Origin of the sequence: Nocardiopsis sinuspersici, from assembly GCF_001998325.1 — a bacterium.
GTDB classification, from domain to species: domain Bacteria; phylum Actinomycetota; class Actinomycetes; order Streptosporangiales; family Streptosporangiaceae; genus Nocardiopsis; species Nocardiopsis sinuspersici.
Map to the genome: position 1 here is coordinate 832,427 of NZ_MCOK01000001.1, position 15,987 is coordinate 848,413.

The window sequence follows — 15,987 nt, forward strand, 5'->3', positions numbered from 1 at the left end:
TCCCCATGTCCCTCCCGCCCACGCGGACACAGGGCCACGCACACACGAGAGGCGCCCCCGACCTTCGGGTCGGGGGCGCCTCTCGTGCGTGCGTGGGCGGGTGCGGGTCAGCTTCCCGACGCCGTCTTGCTGGTGGTGTCGCCGTCGGCGGTGCCGGTTCCGACGGTTCCGCCGGTGTCCTCGCCACCACCGCCGGTGCCGGTGTCGCCTCCGCCCTCACCGCTACCGGTGTCCTCACCGCCACCGCCGGCGCCGGTACCGTCCTCGCCGGTGGCACCGTCGCCCTCACCCTCGCCGGTACCCTCGTCGCCGCCGGTGCCGGGACTGGGCTTCTCGACCGGCTCGCAGCCCTCCTCCTCGGCGGCGCCGGCCTCACCGTCCTCGCCGCTGGTCGCCGTCGGGGAGGGAGAGGGCCCCTCCACGGGCTCCGGGCACGTGGAGGCGGTCTTCGGGTCCTCCTCGGGGGCGGAGCCCTCCTCCTCGACCTCGGGGCTGGGCGAGGCCGCAGGCTTCTCCGGGGGCACCGGTTCCGGCTGGGTGGTGCCGTCGACGGAGCCGGTGGAGGGATCGGGGACGGCCACGTCCTCGCTCTGGCCCCGCTCGGTGAGCGTGCCCTCGCGGTCGGCGCCCGCGGGGACGATCTCCAGGACGTGGTCGCGCACCTGGGGACTGGACATGATCACGGAGGCGGCGATCAGGGTGGCCCCCGCCACGGCCAGCGCGGGACGTAGCCAGGGCAGGCCGAACCAGATCGAGCCGCGGTTGCGCTCGGTGCGCTCACGAATCAGGTTCAACGCCTCGGGCGAGGTCGTGACCGTGTCGGCCTCGGCTTTGAGCAGCTGGCGGAGCTGCTCCTCGAACGGGTCGTTCGTCGGATCTGTCGGGCTGGTCATGTCGTCTGCTCCAGAACAGAGCGGAGCGCGGAGATGCCGCGGGATGTGTGGCTCTTGACCGCGCCCCGGCTGATCCCCATGGCGTCCGCGATCTGGGCCTCGGACAGGTCGCCGTAGTACCGGAGCACGATGGCCTCTCGCTGACGGGTGGGTAGTTTGCGCAGAGCGCGAATAACGGCTTCGCGCTCCAACAGGTTCATGGCGCCGTGTTCGGCGCTGGGTGCGTCGGGCAGGGCCTTGGGTGCGTGCTTCTCCACGACCGCCCTGTGGCGGAGCACGGACCTGGCCTTGTTCACCACGGCCTGACGGAGGTAGGACAGGGCCTTGTTCGGATCGCGCAGGCGGCGCCATGCGTTGTGCATGGCGACGAACGCGTCCTGGACGACCTCCTCCGCGGTCGCGTGATCGCGGACGAGCAGTGCGGCGAGCCGAACGAGCGGACGATAGTGCTCTCGGTAGAGCTCCGTCACGGCGTGGTCGGCGTCCCACTCCACCGAGAGAGGAGCCGTGGTGGCTCCAGCCACCATGGTTTCTGTCGTCACATCAGTTCGACGCACACCCTTGTCGCGGGGTTTACGAAAGGGCATACCTCTTCTTTTCCAGGTAGACGTGCGTTTCAATCCGAACACGTGGAAACTCGGCCGGGGCCGGACGGAGCCGACGACCTGACGCGCACGGGTGGAAAGACTATCGCGACTGGAACTCAGACCAAGGCCGAACAGGCTTCCGGAAGATCACGAAAAGACTGTTTCCAGTCGTTCTTCCACGGTCGACCTGCGGCATCATGGTCCCGGACGACCCGAGGCGGCGGCCACGACGGCGGCCGCACAGACGGAAAGGTTCTCGATGGCCCAGGACGACTGCCTCTTCTGCAAGATCGTGAAGGGGGAGGTACCCGCCGAGATCGTCCGCGAGAGCGAGCGCACGGTGGCCTTTCGCGACATCAACCCCCAGGCGCCCACGCACGTGCTGATCATCCCGCGCGAGCACTACCCCACGGCCGCCGCGGCCGCGGCGGCCGACACCGGCCTGATCGACGAGATCGTCCGCGAGGCGCACGAGGTGGCCACCGCCGAGGACGTCGCCGACCTCGGGTACCGGCTGGTGTTCAACACCGGAAGCGGCGCAGGGCAGACGGTCTTCCACCTCCACGGGCACCTGCTCGGCGGCCGCGGCCTGAACTGGCCCCCCGGGTAGCCGCGCCTCCCCGGGAACCCCGCTCCACCCGCTCCCGGGCGCCCGAGGGGGTGGGGGACCCGCCCCGCCCCCAGCACCCCCGCGGGTGCCCGCGGCGGAGCCCCGGCGGGGCCGGGATAACGGATCGATCGGGGTGGGAAGCCGTTGGTAGACTCGAGGCCGTGGGCTCCGAGGGTTCGGTGTGACCGCTGGGAACGCCGGCGAGGAGTCCGGCCCGACGCCGTCGTCCGCGGCGGCGGGAACCGTACACGAGGCGCGCCGCCCGAGAAGGGGCGGGCAGGCGTCGGAGCGAAGGGTGGGGGACCTCGGCCGCCAGGCCAGATCATGTCCGAGACAACGCACACGCACTCGCCACGGGACACACAGGTCAAGGTCGTGGTGCCCGACGAGCACACGATGATCAGCCTGCTGGGCTCGGGGGACGAACTCCTCAGGGCGTTGGAGCGGGCCTTCGACAGTGACATCCACGTGCGCGGCCACGAGTTCACCATCAGCGGCACTCCCGAGGAGACCGCCGTGGTGGTCCGCCTCGTCGAGGAGCTGATCGAACTCGTCAAGAGCGGTACCCACGTCACCCCCGACACCATCGAGCGCATGGTCCACATGCTGGGCTCGCCCGGTACGGAGCGGCCCGCGGAGGTGCTGACCACCAACATCCTGTCCAACCGGGGCAGGACCATCCGTCCCAAGACGGTGAACCAGAAGCGCTACGTCGACACCATCGACCGGCACACCGTGGTGTTCGGCATCGGTCCCGCGGGCACCGGCAAGACCTACCTGGCCATGGCCAAGGCGGTCAGGGCGCTCCAGGACAAGGAGATCAACCGGATCATCCTCACCCGTCCGGCGGTGGAGGCGGGGGAGCGGCTGGGCTTCCTGCCCGGCAGCCTCTACGACAAGATCGACCCCTACCTGCGTCCGCTGTACGACGCCCTGCACGACATGCTCGACCCCGACTCCATCCCCAAGCTGATGGCGGCCGGGACGATCGAGGTCGCGCCCCTGGCGTACATGCGCGGTCGTGCGCAGCCGGTGCACACCAACGTCCTGACCCCGGAGGGCTTCCGGCCGATCGGTGACCTGGAGGTCGGCGACCTGGTCGTCGGCTCCAACGGCGAGCCGACCCCGGTCCTGGGGGTCTACCCGCAGGGGGAGAAGGCGGTCTACCGGATCACCACGCAGGACGGAGCCTCGACCCTGTGCTCGGAGGACCACCTCTGGTCCGTGCGCACCCGGGACGACACCAGGAGGGGTAAGCCCCACAGGGTGCTCACGGCGAAGGAGATCCGTGAGAGCGGCCTCCGGTGCGCCCACTACCGCAAGTACGAGCTCCCGCTGCTCAGCCAACCCATGGAGTTCCCGGAGCGGGACCTTCCGATGGATCCCTACGCCCTGGGTCTGCTCCTGGGCGACGGCTGCCTCACGGGTTCGACGACGCCGAGCTTCTCCACCGAGGACCCCGAGCTCGCCGAAGCGCTCGAAGGCCTTGTTCCCGGAATCCGGGTGAGCTGGAAGCAGGGCCCGGACTACGTCATCAACCGGGAGACGCAGCCCGGGGACGTCATCACCATCGCCAATCCGGTGACCGCGGTCATGCGGGACCTGGACCTGTGCGGAACCACCTCGGCGACGAAGTTCGTTCCCGACGCCTACCTGTACAACTCGGCGGAGGTGCGCCTCGCCGTGCTGCAGGGCCTGTTGGACTCCGACGGCGGACCGGTCTCCCAGAACGGCCGCGCCTGCCGGATCCAGTACGGCACGGCCTCCCCGATGCTGAGCTCCGCGGTGAGGTTCCTGACGCAGTCCCTCGGCGGTGTCGCATACGCCCGCACGCGGGCCGCAAAGGATAGGAAACCCGGTCTGGCCAGGGGCAGGGAGGTGTTCCACCGGCATGACACGCACCTTCTCGACCTGCGGTTGCCGGAGGGTGTCGCGCCCTTCCGGCTCAGGCGCAAGATAGAGAAGTACCAGGCCAGCGGCGGTGGCCGTCCGATGCGCTTCATCGACTCCATCGAACCCGCGGGGACCGAGGAGTGCGTCTGCATCCAGGTGGCGGCGGAGGACTCCCTCTACGTCACCGAGGACTTCCTGCTCACCCACAACACCCTGAACGACTCCTTCATCATCCTGGACGAGGCCCAGAACACCTCGCCCGAGCAGATGAAGATGTTCCTCACACGGCTGGGCTTCGGTTCCAAGATCGTGGTCACCGGTGACGTCACCCAGGTCGACCTGCCCGGCGGGCAGACCAGCGGACTGCGCACCATCGAGAACATCCTCAGTGACATCGACGACATCGCCTTCTGCCGCCTGACCAGTGACGACGTCGTCCGGCACAAGCTGGTCGGCAAGATCGTGGACGCCTACGGCCGCTACGACGCCGCCCAGGACGCGTCCCAGAGGCGGCGCCGGGACTCCGGCGGCGGCCGTTCCCGGGGCGGATCCGCGCGGAGCGGATCCGCCGACACCCCGGAGGAGCCGGGGACGGGCGGCGCGGGGCCTGAGGAACGGGCAGACTGAGCAGGTAGACATCCGAACCGGTGGGTCCGCCGCGCGTGGGCCCACCGGTTCGAATGCCACGGGCGCGCCGTTCGGGCGCGCCGCACCCCCGGCCGGGCGCGTCGCCCGGCCACCGCGATCCCAAGTGAGGCAGCCCCAACCGATGAGTATCGACGTCGCCAACGAGTCCGGCGTCACCAGTGTGGACGAGGAGAGGCTCTCCCGCCTGGCCAGGCACGTGCTCGACGCCATGCGCGTCCACCCGCTGGCCGAGCTGTCCGTCGTGCTGGTGGACGAGGACCCGATGACCGACCTGCACGTGCGGTGGATGGACGAGCCGGGACCCACCGACGTGCTCTCCTTCCCCATGGACGAACTGCGCCCCGGCGGCCCCGGCCGTACGAGCGAGCCGGGTGTCCTCGGTGACGTGATCATCTGCCCGCAGGTCGCCGAGGCCCAGGCGGAGAAGGCCGGGCACAGCACCGAGGCCGAGATCGACCTGCTGTGCACCCACGGCATCCTGCACCTGCTGGGCTACGACCACGCCGAGCCCGACGAGCACAAGGAGATGTTCGGGTTGCAGGGCGAGATCCTCGCCGCCTGGCGTGAGCGCGAGGCGGCCGGTCCCGAGGAGGACGAGAGCACCCGATGAGCCCGTCGGAGTGGCCCGACGTCGCCCCGCTGACCACGGGGGATCCCGCCGAGTGGCTCGCCGCCTTCTCGGCGGCCCTCGTGCTGACCGCCGTCGCGGGCTTCCTGGTGTCGGCCGAGGTCGCGGTCACGCGTGTCATGTCCGTGGGCCTGCCCGCGGTGAGCGGTGTCGAGCGCGCCGCCGTGGCCGAGCGCCGCTGGGAGCGGGTGGCGGAGGACCCCACCCGCCACCTCAACGTGCTGCTGTTCCTGCGCGTGGTGTGCGAGGTGTGCGCGGTGCTGGCCGCCGCCGTGGGCATGGTCTTCCTGCTCGGCCTGGGCTGGCCCGCGCTGGCGCTGACCGCCGTGGCGATGGTCGTGGTGGAGTCGGTGCTGATCGCGATCGCTCCGCGCATCCTGGGGCGCCAGTTCGCCGGACCGGTCGCCCGCGCCAGCGCGACCGTCGTCTACCCGCTCCAGGTCGTGGTGGGCCCGATCTCCCAGCTGCTCGTGGGGGCGGGCCGTGCGCTCACCCCGCGCGCCAAGGGCGACCGCGAGGGTCCCTTCAGCACCGAGGTGGAACTGCGCCAGCTGGTCGATCTGGCCGAGCAGGGGGAGGTCATCGACCCCGAGGAGCGCCAGATGATCCACTCGGTGTTCAAGCTCGACGACACCTCCGTGCGCGAGGTGATGGTGCCGCGCCCCGACATCGTGTTCACCAGCCGCGACGACGACGCCGACGAGGTGCTGGCCCTGGCGCTGGCGAGCGGGTACTCGCGTATCCCGGTGACGGGTGAGGACGAGGACGACGTGGTGGGCATCGTCTACCTCAAGGACCTGGTGGAGCGGCTGCGCGACCGCTGGGCGGCGGCCGCGGGCAGCCGGGGCGACGTGCCGCTCGCCGCCGGGGACGTGATGCGCCAGGCGACCTACGTCCCCGACACCAAGCCCATCGACGAGCTGCTGCGCGAGATGCAGAAGCAGCGCAACCACGTCGCCGTGGTCATCGACGAGTACGGGGGCACCGCGGGCCTGGTCACGCTGGAGGACATCGTGGAGGAGATCGTCGGTGAGATCACCGACGAGTACGACCACGAGATTCCGCCGGTGGACTGGCTCGACGACGACCGGGTGAGGGTGACCGCGCGCCTGCCGCTGGGCGAGCTGGACGAGCTGTTCCCGGACCGGGACCTGGACGTGCCGGACGTGGAGACCGTCGGCGGTCTGGTGGCGTTCGTGCTGGGCCGGGTGCCGGTCGGCGGGGCCCAGGCCGAATACGCTGGTCTCAGGCTGACCCTTGAGGGCAAGAGCAGCCGCCGGAACAGGATGACCACCGTCCTGGTGGAGCGCCTGCCCCACGACGCCGAGGGGGCGTTCCAGGCCGATGACGACGACATGAGGAGCATGGACCAGTGACGGATACGACGGGGCTGGGCCCTGAGGACGGCAAGCTCATCACCCTCGCGCGGGCCTCACGTGCCCGCAACGCGGCGGTGGAGGGCGCGGCGGTACGCGACGAGACCGGGCGTACCTACGTGGCCACGACGGTGTCGCTGCCCTCGCTGCGGCTGAGCGCGCTCCAGGCCGCCGTGGCCGCCGCCGTCTCCAGTGAGGCCTCGGCCCTGGAGGCCGCCGCGGTGGTCACCGAGGCCGTGGAGCTGACCGAGGACGACCGCGCGGTGGCGGACGACCTGAAGACCCAGGTAGTGGTGATCGCGGCCCCCGACGGGGTGCCCGCGAGCATCACCCGGCGCTGAGAAGGACCGATGAACGAGCTCGACCTGGAAAAACTGCGGGTGCCGCTGGAGATGCCCTCCCACCCGGAGGGCTTCCGCAGTGGTTTCGCGTGCTTCGTGGGCCGCCCGAACGTGGGCAAGTCCACCCTCATGAACGCGCTGGTCGGGCAGAAGGTGGCGATCACCAGCAGCCGGCCGCAGACCACCCGCCGCACGGTGCGCGGGATCGTGCACCGGCCCGAGGCACAACTGATCATCGTGGACACGCCAGGCCTGCACAAGCCGCGCACCCTGCTCGGCGAGCGGTTGGACTCGCTGGTGCGGTCCACCCTGGTCGAGGTGGACGTGATCGCGTTCTGCCTGCCCGCCGACGAGCCGATCGGGCGGGGTGACACCTACATCGCCAAGGAGCTGGCGGAGCAGACGAACACCCCGGTGGTCGCGCTGGTCACCAAGACGGACCTGGTGGGCAGGGAGGCCGTGGGCCGCCAGCTGATGGCGGTCGACGAGCTGGGGGACTGGGCCGACATCGTCCCGGTGTCCGCCAAGGGGGAGTTCCAGTTGGAGACGGTCACCGAGGTGCTGTGCTCGCACCTGCCGGAGGGGCCGCCGCTGTACCCCGGCGGCGACCTGACCGACGAGCCGGACGAGATGCTGGTGGCCGAGCTGGTGCGCGAGGCGGCACTGGAGGGCGTGCGCGACGAGCTGCCGCACTCCATCGCGGTGGTCGTGGACGAGATGTACGAGCGCGAGAACACCCGTCCCGGCAAGGAGCTGGTGGACATCTACGCGTCGCTGTACGTGGAGCGGCCCAGCCAGAAGGCGATCGTGATCGGCTCGAAGGGCTCGCGGCTGCGCGACGTGGGTTCGCAGGCCCGCAAGCAGATCGAGGCCCTGCTGGGGCAGAGGGTGTTCCTGGACCTGCGGGTGCGTGTGGCCAAGGACTGGCAGCGCGACCCCAAGCAGCTGCGCAAGCTGGGCTTCGACCAGCAGACCTAGGCGGGTTGCCTGCCCCGGGGCCCTCTCGCCTCGGGCTCAGCTCCGGCCGGGCCGGGGCGTGTGCCCCCGGCCCGCGCCCCCGCCGTGATCTTGCTCTTGGTGGCACCGTGGGGCGCCGACAGTGCCACTGGGAGCAAGATCGTCCGTGGTCGGATCCCGTGCGTCACACCGGCGACGGTCGCGGCCGGCCCGCTAGGACTGGTTGTTGAGGTCGGTGGACAGCATGGTCGCGCAGCGGCGCACGATGGGTGCGGCCCGGTCCACGAAGTCCCAGCTCACCCGTGCCTCGGGCCCCGACACCGACACCGCCATCCCCGAGGGCGCCCCCACCACCGGGACGGCCACGCAGCGCACGCCGACCTCCTGCTCGCCGTCGTCGATGGCGAAGCCGTTCGAGCGGATCCGGCGCAGTTCGGCCATGAACTCGTCGGGGTCGGTGATGGTGCGCTCGGTGGCGGCGGGCATGCCCGTGCGGCGCACCGTGGCCAGCGCCTCCTCGTCGCCGAGCTGGGACAGCAGGGCCTTGCCCACGCCCGCCGAGTGCGGCAGCACGCGCCGCCCCACCTCGGTGAACATGCGCATGGAGTGCTGTGAGGGCACCTGCGCCACGTAGACGACCTTGTCGCCGTCCAGCATCGCCAGGTTCGCCGTCTCGCCCAGGTCCTCCACCAGTTGCGCCAGGTGCGGGCGGGCCCAGGTTCCCAGCATCTGCGACGCCTTGTCGCCCAGGCCGATCAGGCGCGGGCCCAGCGCGTAGCGGCGCGAGGGGAGCTGGCGCACGTACCCGTTGCCGACCAGTGTGCGGATGATGCGGTGGATGGTCGGCAGAGGCAGGCCGGAGGAGTCGGCCAGCTGGCTCAGCGAGGTCTCGCCGCCCGCGTCCGCCATGATCTCCAGCAGGGAGAAGGCCCGGTCGAGGGACTGCACGCCGCTGGACCGTTCGCGCTTTCCCTGTTCTTCGGGGCGTAGAGGGGTATGTGGGGCTGACAACGATCGCGCTCCCATGCTGAGGGCCGTGGGTTCGGGTTCCTGCCTTCGTGGATGCGAGGGCCGTTCCCGGCATCACTTCTTCTATAGCACGTGAGGTGGCGGCGGTCCGCTCGTCGGGAAGCTTCGCTCTGACTCCTGAACGCTCCTGTGCTCCTTGTTGTTCCGGATTGCAGAAGTTAGTATCCGCGATAGGGAAAACATTGGGGGAAGGACACACACGTGGAAGAGGATCGGCCCGAGAAGACGCACACGGGTCCCGAATCGGGTCTGGACATGCTCACCGCAGGGCTGAACGCGCGGCTGGCCGACGCCGACGCCCGGCTCGCCCGCGACTATCCCGGGTCCTCCGGGGGCCGGCAGCCCGTGCACACGGTCTACGTGCCCGCGGACCGGATCCGGACCGGGCTGGCACAGGAGTGGGGAGGCGCCGCGCTGGCCTGCCTGGACGAGCACGCGCCCGACGCCGCGACCCTGGCCGACGTCACCGGCATGGAGGAGGACGCCGTCGCCGGGGTCCTGCCCCGCCTGCGCGACAAACTCGGCCGCGAGCCGGTCGAGGACCTTCGCGTGGACCTGGAGGACGGCTACGGCGACCGGGGAGACGAACAGGAGGACCACGACGTGGTCGCGGCCGCCAAGGCCCTGTGCGCCGACCTCGGAGCCGGACAGGCCCCGCCCGTCTTCGGCATCCGGATGAAGGGCATGGAGGCCGCCGGACGCGAGCGCGGCACCCGCAGCCTCGCCCTGTTCCTGCGCACCCTCCTGGAGGAGCGCGGAGCCCTGCCGGACGGGCTGGCGCTCACCCTGCCCAAGATCACCTCCGTGGAGCACGTGGAGGCGATGGCCTGGCTCGCCGACGAGCTGGAGCAGCTCCTGGGCCTGCCCGCGGGGCGGCTGCGGTTCGAACTGCAGATCGAGACCCCGCAGTCGATCCTGCTGCCCGACGGCACGGTCGCCGTCGCCCGCATGATCCGCGCCGGGCAGGGCCGGGTCAGCGCCCTGCACTACGGCACCTACGACTACAGCGCCGCCTGCGGGATCACCGCCGCCTACCAGAGCATGGCCCACCCCGTCGCCGACCACGCCAAGGCCGTGATGCAGGTGGCCGCCGCGGGAACCGGGGTGTGGCTCTCCGACGGCTCCACCAACGTGCTGCCCGTCGGCGGGGCCGAGGAGGTGCACCGCGCCTGGCTGCTGCACGCCTCCCTGGTCCGCCGCTCCCTGGAGCGCGGCTTCTACCAGGGGTGGGACCTGCACCCGCACCAGCTGCCCACCCGCTACCTGGCCACCTACGTCTTCTACCGGGAGGCCTTCGCACCCGCGGCGGAGCGCCTGCGCTCCTACCTCGGAGCCGTCTCCGGGGGAGTGCTGGACGAGCCCGCCACGGCCCAGGCCCTGGCCTCGGCCCTGGTGAGCGGGATACGCTGCGGGGCGCTGGACGAGGCCGAGGTGGCCGAGGCCGCCGGAGCCGACACCGGTACGCTCGCCGCCCTGGCCAGCCGACGCGTCGGACAGGAGGACCGATGACCCAACACGATCTCGCCGTCCGCGCCCGCCGCGCCCTCACCCCGGAGGGGGAGCGCTCCGTCACCGTCGGAGTGCGCGACGGGCGCGTCACCAGCGTCCTGTCGGGGGACGACGCCGTCCTCATCGCCCGCCGTGAGATCGTCCTGGCCGACGACGAGGTGCTGCTGCCCGGACTGGTCGACACCCACGTACACGTGAACGAGCCGGGCCGCACCCGGTGGGAGGGCTTCGCCTCCGCCACCCGCGCAGCCGCGCTGGGCGGGATCACCACGCTGCTGGACATGCCGCTCAACAGCGTGCCGCCGACCACCACCGTCGGCGGTCTGGAGGCCAAGCGCGCCGCCGCCGAGGGCAAGCTCGCCGTGGACGTGGGCTTCTGGGGCGGCGCCGTGCCCGAGAACAGCCGTCCCGGTGCCACGAAGGAGCTCGCCGCGCTCTGGCAGGAGGGGGTGTACGGGTTCAAGGCGTTCCTGTCCCCGTCCGGGGTGGAGGAGTTCGGCCACCTGTCCCCGGAGGAGCTGCTCGCGGCGGCCGAGGCGATCGGGGAGTTCGGCGGCCGCCTCATCGTGCACGCCGAGGACCCCGCCGTCCTGGAGGACGCGCCGTCCGCCGCCGGGCGCGACTACGCCGCCTTCCTGGCCTCGCGGCCCGACACCGCCGAGAACGCGGCGATCGCCCGGGTCATCGACGCGGCCAAGGCCACCGGGACCCGGGTGCACGTGCTGCACCTGTCCAGCGCCTCCGCGCTGCCGCTGATCGCCCAGGCCAAGGCGGACGGCGTGCCGCTGACCGTGGAGACCTGCCCGCACTACCTCACCCTGGAGGCCGAGGGCGTGCCCGCCGGGGCCACCCAGTACAAGTGCTGCCCGCCCATCCGCGACTCCGCCAACCGCGACCTGCTGTGGCGGGCGCTCGCGGACGGGCTGATCGACTGCGTGGTCAGCGACCACTCGCCGAGCACCCCGGAGCTCAAGGACCTGGACACCGGTGACTTCGGCACCGCGTGGGGCGGGGTGTCCGGACTCCAGGTCGGCTTCTCCGCGGTGTGGACCGAGGCGCGCAGCCGGGGCATGTCCCTGGAGGACGTGGTGCGGTGGATGGCCGCCGGTCCCGCGCGGGTGGCCGGCCTGCGCGGCAAGGGGGGCCTCACCCCCGGCCACGACGCCGACTTCGCGGTGGTCGCCCCGGAGGAGTCCTTCCGGGTGGACGTGCGCGAGCTCCGGCACCGCAACCCGGTGAGCCCCTACGACGGCGCGGAGCTGTTCGGGCGCGTGCGCCGCACCGTCCTGCGCGGCGAGGACGTCCGGCCGGACAGCACGGCCGGGCGGATGCTCGTACGGGACTAGGGCCCCGGGAGCGGAACACGGAACCGGGGCGGGTGGCGTGGACACGCCACCCGCCCCGGTGTGCGAGGAGGAGGGCCTCCGGTGCCGCGACAAGGCCGCGGCGACGCCGCGGCGAGGCCTCCGGGCGACCCCGGCCGCAGCCTCGCCGCGGCGTGGACGTCAGCCGCCGAGGGCGTCCCAGCGGCGTCGGAGGTCGGCGGTGCCGGTCTCGGTCAGCGAACCGAAGACGTTCAGGCGCGCGATGCCGCCGTCGGGGAAGACGTCGGTGCGCACGTGGGTGGCGGTGACCGGGGAGTCCAGGACGAAGCGGTGGGCGCTGTCGGGCTCCAGGCGGGTGCGGCCCACGATCTCGAACCACTCGTCCGGGGCGCCGGAGCGGGCGTCCCTGCCGAGGACGGTCACCCAGCCCGCGGCGTTGCCCTTGTAGTAGGAGGTGTCCAGCTCCAGGGCGCGGACCGAGGCCTGGGCGGTGAGGCGGAAGCGCACCCAGTCGTGGCCGTCGTCGCGGCGGCGGCGGTTCTCCCAGCCGTCGTCCATCTTGTGGGAGCGCCCGGGGGAGATGATGTTGCCCGGCGACGAGTAGAAGCGGTCGGAGGCGTCCTCGACCGTGCCGCCGTTGACCAGGGCGGCCACGTCGAAGCCGCCGAGGGCGGTCAGCCAGTCGGGGTCGGGCACGGGCTCGCCGTACACGCGCAGGCGTGCGACGCCGCCGTCGGGGAACTGCTTGAGGCGCAGGTGGGTCCACCGGCGCCCGGCCTCCACCGTGAAGCCGTTGGCGGCGTGCCCGTACACGTGGGTGCGGGGGACGATCTCGGTCCACTCCGCCCCGAGCAGTTCTTCGGTGGTGGGGGTGCCCGCCAGGTGGGTGGCCTCGACACCGACCTGGAGGGGGTGGTTGCCGCGGAAGTGCGCGGTGTCCACCACCAGGCCCCTGACCACGCCGGGAAGGCCGAGGCGGACCAGGGCCCAGTCGTGGTCGTCGGCGGTGGGGTGCGGCTGGTCCGCGCTCACGCCTCGGCGCCTGCGGGTCTCCCAGCCGTCCATGACCTTGCCCTTGTGCCCGAAGGCGTGCGGGTCGAACACGGCCGGTTCGGGTCGCAGCAGGTTCTCGCGGTGGGCGAAGAACTCGTCGTTGGCGGCGACGACGCCGGCGCCGAGGCGGCGGTCGGCCAGGTCGACCTGGGCCGAGAAGTCGAGGTCGGTGTCGCGGTAGTCGGCGTAGGGGTCGCCGCCCGCGTAGGGCTGGGCGTTGTAGTCACGCGGATCGATGGGCTGGGCCCCGCTCATATCTCTCCAGAGGTGGACTTGTCGGATGTTTCCCAGGGTCCCAAGGTGAAACGGTCACGTCCAGCGAAAGTTTCCGATCACTCTGTTCAGCCAGAATGAACAATCTTGCCGCCCAGCCCGGCCGCGGCGTCCGCCAGGGCGCGCAGCACCACGGCGGTCTGCGGCCGCCCACCCGAGCCGGAGCGCACCGCGCAGACCACGTGGCGGCGCGGCTGGTCGGAGCGCAGGACCCGCAGGCTGACGCCGGGGGTGTCGTCCGCGGCGGCCAGCCGGGGAACCAGCGCGACGCCCATGCCCGCCGCGACCATGTCGAGGATGGCCTTCCAGTCGGAGGCCACGTGCGCCTGTTCGGGCACGAAGCCGGCCTGGGCGCACGCGGCGACGGTGATGTCGCGCCAGGGGCCCGCCGCCCCGTAGATCCAGGGCTCCTCGGCGAGGTCGCGCAGGCGCAGGGCCCGGGCGGAGGCCAGGCGGTGGTGGACGGGCAGGGCCGCGTCCAGGGGGTCGGTGAGCAGCTCGCGCCGGTCGTAGCGGCCGTCGTGGCCGCTGGGTGCCTGGGCGGCCAGTGACAGGCCGATGTCCACCTCGCCCGCCGAGAGCAGGTCGTAGACCTCGGAGGCCTCGGCCTGGTGCACCCTCGTGGTGAGGCCGGGGTACTCGCGCCGGAGCGTGTTCAGCGCGGGGACCACGAGGCTGGGGATGGCCGTGGCGAAGGCGCCGACGCGCACGCGCCCGGCCTCGCCCCGGGCGAAGCCGTCCAGCTCGGCCTCGGCCCGCTCCAGTTGGGCGAGCACGATGTCGGTGTGCCGGAGCAGGGCGTGTGCCGCCTCGGTGAGGCGGACCCTTCGCCCGTGCGCCTCCAGCAGCGCGACCCCCACCTGCTGTGAGAGGGAGGAGAGCTGCTGGGACACGGCGGAGGGGGTCATGTTCAGGGCCTCCGCCGTGGCCCTGACGGTTCCGAACTCCTCCAGGGCGCGGAGGACGCGTAGCTTGCGCAGATCCCAGTCGGTCACGTTCCCAGGGATACCATTCAGCTCCTCTGAACGGAACGCCGGTGTTCGTGTCGCCGGCCTTCGTGCTTCCGGTCTCCGCGCTCCCTGTCTCAGTGCCGCCCGCGCCGGTGGGAACGGCGCGTCCCGGTCCCACCGGCTACGGGGCGGGCGACGCGCACGCCGCCCGCCCCCACCAGGGGATCAGGGTCGGGGATCCCCCAGGGGCTCGGAGCCGCCACGCCGGTAGGCGGCCCCCGCCTGGTCGGTGTACTTGGCCTCGCCGGGACCGGCGCTGCCGATCTCCTCGGTGTCGATGGAGGCCGTGGATGCGGCCCCCCGGCCGCGGCCGACCACGTTGAAGCACACGTTCAGCACGATCGCGGTGACGGCCGCCCCGATGATGCCCGAGTGCGCGATCAGCTCGACCGACTCGGGCAGGTGGGCGTAGAAGGTCGGGTAGGCCAGCGGGATGATCGCCACGCCGATGGAGGCCGACACCAGCACCAGGTTGAGGTTGTTGGTGAAGTCCACCTTGGCCAGGGTCTTGATCCCGCTGGCGGCCACGCTGCCGAACAGGACCAGGCCCGCACCGCCGAGCACGGGGGCGGGGATGGCGGCCATGACGCTGCCGAGCACGGGGAACAGTCCGAGGACGATGAGGATGCCCGCCCCGGTGGCGACCACGTACCTGCTGCGCACCTTGGTCAGGGCCAGCAGGCCGATGTTCTGCGCGAACGAGCTGGTGGGGGTGGCGCTGAAGATCGGCCCGATGAGGGAGCCGCTCACGTCGGCGCGCAGGCCCGCGGAGATGCGTTTGGCGTCCACCTTGGAACCGGTGATCTCGCCGACCGCGATGATGTGCGAGGCGCCCTCGGTCAGGACCACGAGCATGATGACGCACATGGTGATGATCGCGGCGGCCTCGAACCGGGGCGCGCCGAAGTAGAACAGCGAGGTCGGGTCGAACACGACGTCGGCCTCGCCGATCCGGCTGAAGTCGGCCATGCCCGTGGGGAGTGCGACCAGGGTGCCCACGAGCAGGCCCAGCAGGATGGACAGCCGTCCCCAGATGCCGGGGAGGACCCGGGAGCAGACCAGGATGACCACCAGGGTCAGCCCCGCCAGGGCGAGGCCGGCCGGTGTCGCGGCCGGGACCGAGGAGCCGTCCTCCATGGTGCGGGTGGCGCCGTCCATGATCCACCGGGCGGCCACCGGCATCAGGCTGACGCCGATGACGGTGATGATGGTGCCCGTGACGATCGGGGGGAAGAAGCGGACGAGCTGCCCGAAGAACGGCGTCAGCGCCAGGGCGAAGAGCCCGGCGGCGAGGGAGGCGCCGAAGGCGACGGGCAGGTTCTCGCCGTTCTCGCCGGCGGCGAGCGCGGTGATGGCGCTGACGGGGACGAAGGAGCAGGCCACCACGATCGGCATCTGGGCGCCGACGCGCCGGTGGCCCACGGTCTGTAGGAGCGTGGCGAAGCCCGCCGCCAGGAGCGCGCCGCTGACCAGGATGCCCATGGACGCGGGATCGTTCGCGAGCCCGGCGGAGGCGCCGATGACGAGGGCGGGCGCCACCGCTCCGGCGTACATGGTCAGGATGTGCTGGAGTCCGTAGACGAGCAGCAGGCGCAGGGGCAGCCTCTCGTCCTCGGGGCGGGCGGGGGGTGAGGCGTTCGTTGTGGCCGGGTCCTTCGGAGACGGACTGTTCGACATGGCCAGTTTCCAGCCTTTGCGCTTGGCGGCCACCCGGGAGGGGGCCGGGATCTCGGGCACGCGGCCCGGTGGTGTCGCACCGGCGGGGCGGCCCGTGGCCGGGCACGCCGAAGCCGGGGCCCGCCGCGGTGGGCGGGCGGGGACCGGGGGGAGGCCCCCGGTCACGGAAGGAGGGGTC

General features: G+C 71.9%; 14 protein-coding genes and 1 pseudogene. 9 read left to right on the forward strand and 6 right to left on the reverse strand.

Features of this window, described 5'->3' with window-relative positions:
* Window positions 1-107: 107 nt before the first annotated feature.
* Entirely contained in the window at window positions 108-893 is a 786-nt protein-coding gene (locus NOSIN_RS03505) for a hypothetical protein (RefSeq protein WP_077689351.1), read from the reverse strand.
* Window positions 890-1,420, reverse strand: a complete 531-nt coding sequence (locus NOSIN_RS03510; protein ID WP_077689352.1) for a SigE family RNA polymerase sigma factor — start codon at window positions 1,418-1,420, stop codon at window positions 890-892. The genes NOSIN_RS03505 and NOSIN_RS03510 overlap by 4 nt, the downstream gene beginning before the upstream one ends.
* Before the next feature lie 319 nt (window positions 1,421-1,739).
* Between NOSIN_RS03510 and NOSIN_RS03515 the strand changes: the two genes are divergently transcribed.
* The 7 genes and pseudogenes from NOSIN_RS03515 (at window position 1,740) to era (ending at window position 7,954) form a co-directional block, all read left to right on the forward strand.
* Entirely contained in the window at window positions 1,740-2,090 is a 351-nt protein-coding gene (locus NOSIN_RS03515) for a histidine triad nucleotide-binding protein (RefSeq protein WP_077689353.1), read from the forward strand.
* Between the two features lie 324 nt (window positions 2,091-2,414).
* A pseudogene (locus NOSIN_RS28080) lies at window positions 2,415-3,113 on the forward strand (PhoH family protein); the annotation flags it as partial.
* A gap of 570 nt (window positions 3,114-3,683) precedes the next feature.
* Window positions 3,684-4,610, forward strand: a complete 927-nt coding sequence (locus tag NOSIN_RS27610; protein ID WP_455430050.1) for a PhoH family protein — start codon at window positions 3,684-3,686, stop codon at window positions 4,608-4,610.
* A gap of 142 nt (window positions 4,611-4,752) precedes the next feature.
* A complete protein-coding gene (gene ybeY, locus NOSIN_RS03525; RefSeq protein ID WP_077689355.1) occupies window positions 4,753-5,241 on the forward strand; it encodes an rRNA maturation RNase YbeY in 489 nt (162 codons plus the stop codon).
* On the forward strand, window positions 5,238-6,635 hold the full coding sequence (locus NOSIN_RS03530) for a hemolysin family protein (RefSeq protein WP_077689356.1): 1,398 nt from the start codon (window positions 5,238-5,240) through the stop codon (window positions 6,633-6,635). Before ybeY ends, NOSIN_RS03530 begins: the two co-directional genes overlap by 4 nt.
* Window positions 6,632-6,976 (forward strand): cytidine deaminase, encoded by a 345-nt coding sequence (locus NOSIN_RS03535; protein ID WP_077689357.1) that lies wholly within the window; start codon window positions 6,632-6,634, stop codon window positions 6,974-6,976. The genes NOSIN_RS03530 and NOSIN_RS03535 overlap by 4 nt, the downstream gene beginning before the upstream one ends.
* Before the next feature lie 9 nt (window positions 6,977-6,985).
* Window positions 6,986-7,954, forward strand: a complete 969-nt coding sequence (era, locus tag NOSIN_RS03540; RefSeq protein WP_077689358.1) for a GTPase Era — start codon at window positions 6,986-6,988, stop codon at window positions 7,952-7,954.
* 192 nt (window positions 7,955-8,146) lie between these two features.
* Here era and NOSIN_RS03545 read toward each other — a convergent pair whose 3' ends face one another.
* A complete protein-coding gene (locus NOSIN_RS03545) occupies window positions 8,147-8,881 on the reverse strand; it encodes an IclR family transcriptional regulator (protein WP_077689359.1) in 735 nt (244 codons plus the stop codon).
* Window positions 8,882-9,217: 336 nt separating this feature from the next.
* Here NOSIN_RS03545 and NOSIN_RS03550 point away from each other — a divergent pair, with 336 nt between their 5' ends.
* Window positions 9,218-10,471, forward strand: a complete 1,254-nt coding sequence (locus NOSIN_RS03550; RefSeq protein WP_170293624.1) for a DUF6986 family protein — start codon at window positions 9,218-9,220, stop codon at window positions 10,469-10,471.
* The gene (allB, locus tag NOSIN_RS03555; protein ID WP_077689361.1) at window positions 10,468-11,817 is read left to right on the forward strand and encodes an allantoinase AllB; all 1,350 of its coding nucleotides are present in this window, start codon (window positions 10,468-10,470) and stop codon (window positions 11,815-11,817) included. The genes NOSIN_RS03550 and allB overlap by 4 nt, the downstream gene beginning before the upstream one ends.
* Before the next feature lie 159 nt (window positions 11,818-11,976).
* On the opposite strand, the gene alc is transcribed toward allB, so the two are convergent.
* The 3 genes from alc to NOSIN_RS03570 all read right to left on the reverse strand — a co-directional run bounded on the left by alc (window position 11,977) and on the right by NOSIN_RS03570 (window position 15,809).
* Complete coding sequence (gene alc / locus NOSIN_RS03560) at window positions 11,977-13,104, reverse strand: allantoicase (protein ID WP_077689362.1); 1,128 nt, start codon at window positions 13,102-13,104, stop codon at window positions 11,977-11,979.
* Between the two features lie 86 nt (window positions 13,105-13,190).
* Window positions 13,191-14,117, reverse strand: coding sequence for a LysR family transcriptional regulator (locus NOSIN_RS03565; RefSeq protein ID WP_077689363.1), 927 nt, complete (start codon window positions 14,115-14,117; stop codon window positions 13,191-13,193).
* Window positions 14,118-14,297: 180 nt separating this feature from the next.
* Window positions 14,298-15,809 (reverse strand): nucleobase:cation symporter-2 family protein, encoded by a 1,512-nt coding sequence (locus NOSIN_RS03570; RefSeq protein ID WP_077693382.1) that lies wholly within the window; start codon window positions 15,807-15,809, stop codon window positions 14,298-14,300.
* Window positions 15,810-15,987: the final 178 nt, after the last annotated feature.

Bases quoted from the DNA above. Each gene is read 5' to 3' on its own strand.
- NOSIN_RS27610 (WP_455430050.1), top strand. From the start codon at position 3,684: ATGCGGGACCTGGACCTGTGCGGAACCACCTCGGCGACGAAGTTCGTT.
- NOSIN_RS03510 (WP_077689352.1), bottom strand. From the start codon at position 1,420: ATGGTGGCTGGAGCCACCACGGCTCCTCTCTCGGTGGAGTGGGACGCC.
- NOSIN_RS03530 (WP_077689356.1), top strand. From the start codon at position 5,238: ATGAGCCCGTCGGAGTGGCCCGACGTCGCCCCGCTGACCACGGGGGAT.
- ybeY (WP_077689355.1), top strand. From the start codon at position 4,753: ATGAGTATCGACGTCGCCAACGAGTCCGGCGTCACCAGTGTGGACGAG.
- era (WP_077689358.1), top strand. From the start codon at position 6,986: ATGAACGAGCTCGACCTGGAAAAACTGCGGGTGCCGCTGGAGATGCCC.
- alc (WP_077689362.1), bottom strand. From the start codon at position 13,104: ATGAGCGGGGCCCAGCCCATCGATCCGCGTGACTACAACGCCCAGCCC.
- NOSIN_RS03570 (WP_077693382.1), bottom strand. From the start codon at position 15,809: ATGTCGAACAGTCCGTCTCCGAAGGACCCGGCCACAACGAACGCCTCA.
- NOSIN_RS03505 (WP_077689351.1), bottom strand. From the start codon at position 893: ATGACCAGCCCGACAGATCCGACGAACGACCCGTTCGAGGAGCAGCTC.
- NOSIN_RS03550 (WP_170293624.1), top strand. From the start codon at position 9,218: ATGCTCACCGCAGGGCTGAACGCGCGGCTGGCCGACGCCGACGCCCGG.
- NOSIN_RS03515 (WP_077689353.1), top strand. From the start codon at position 1,740: ATGGCCCAGGACGACTGCCTCTTCTGCAAGATCGTGAAGGGGGAGGTA.
- allB (WP_077689361.1), top strand. From the start codon at position 10,468: ATGACCCAACACGATCTCGCCGTCCGCGCCCGCCGCGCCCTCACCCCG.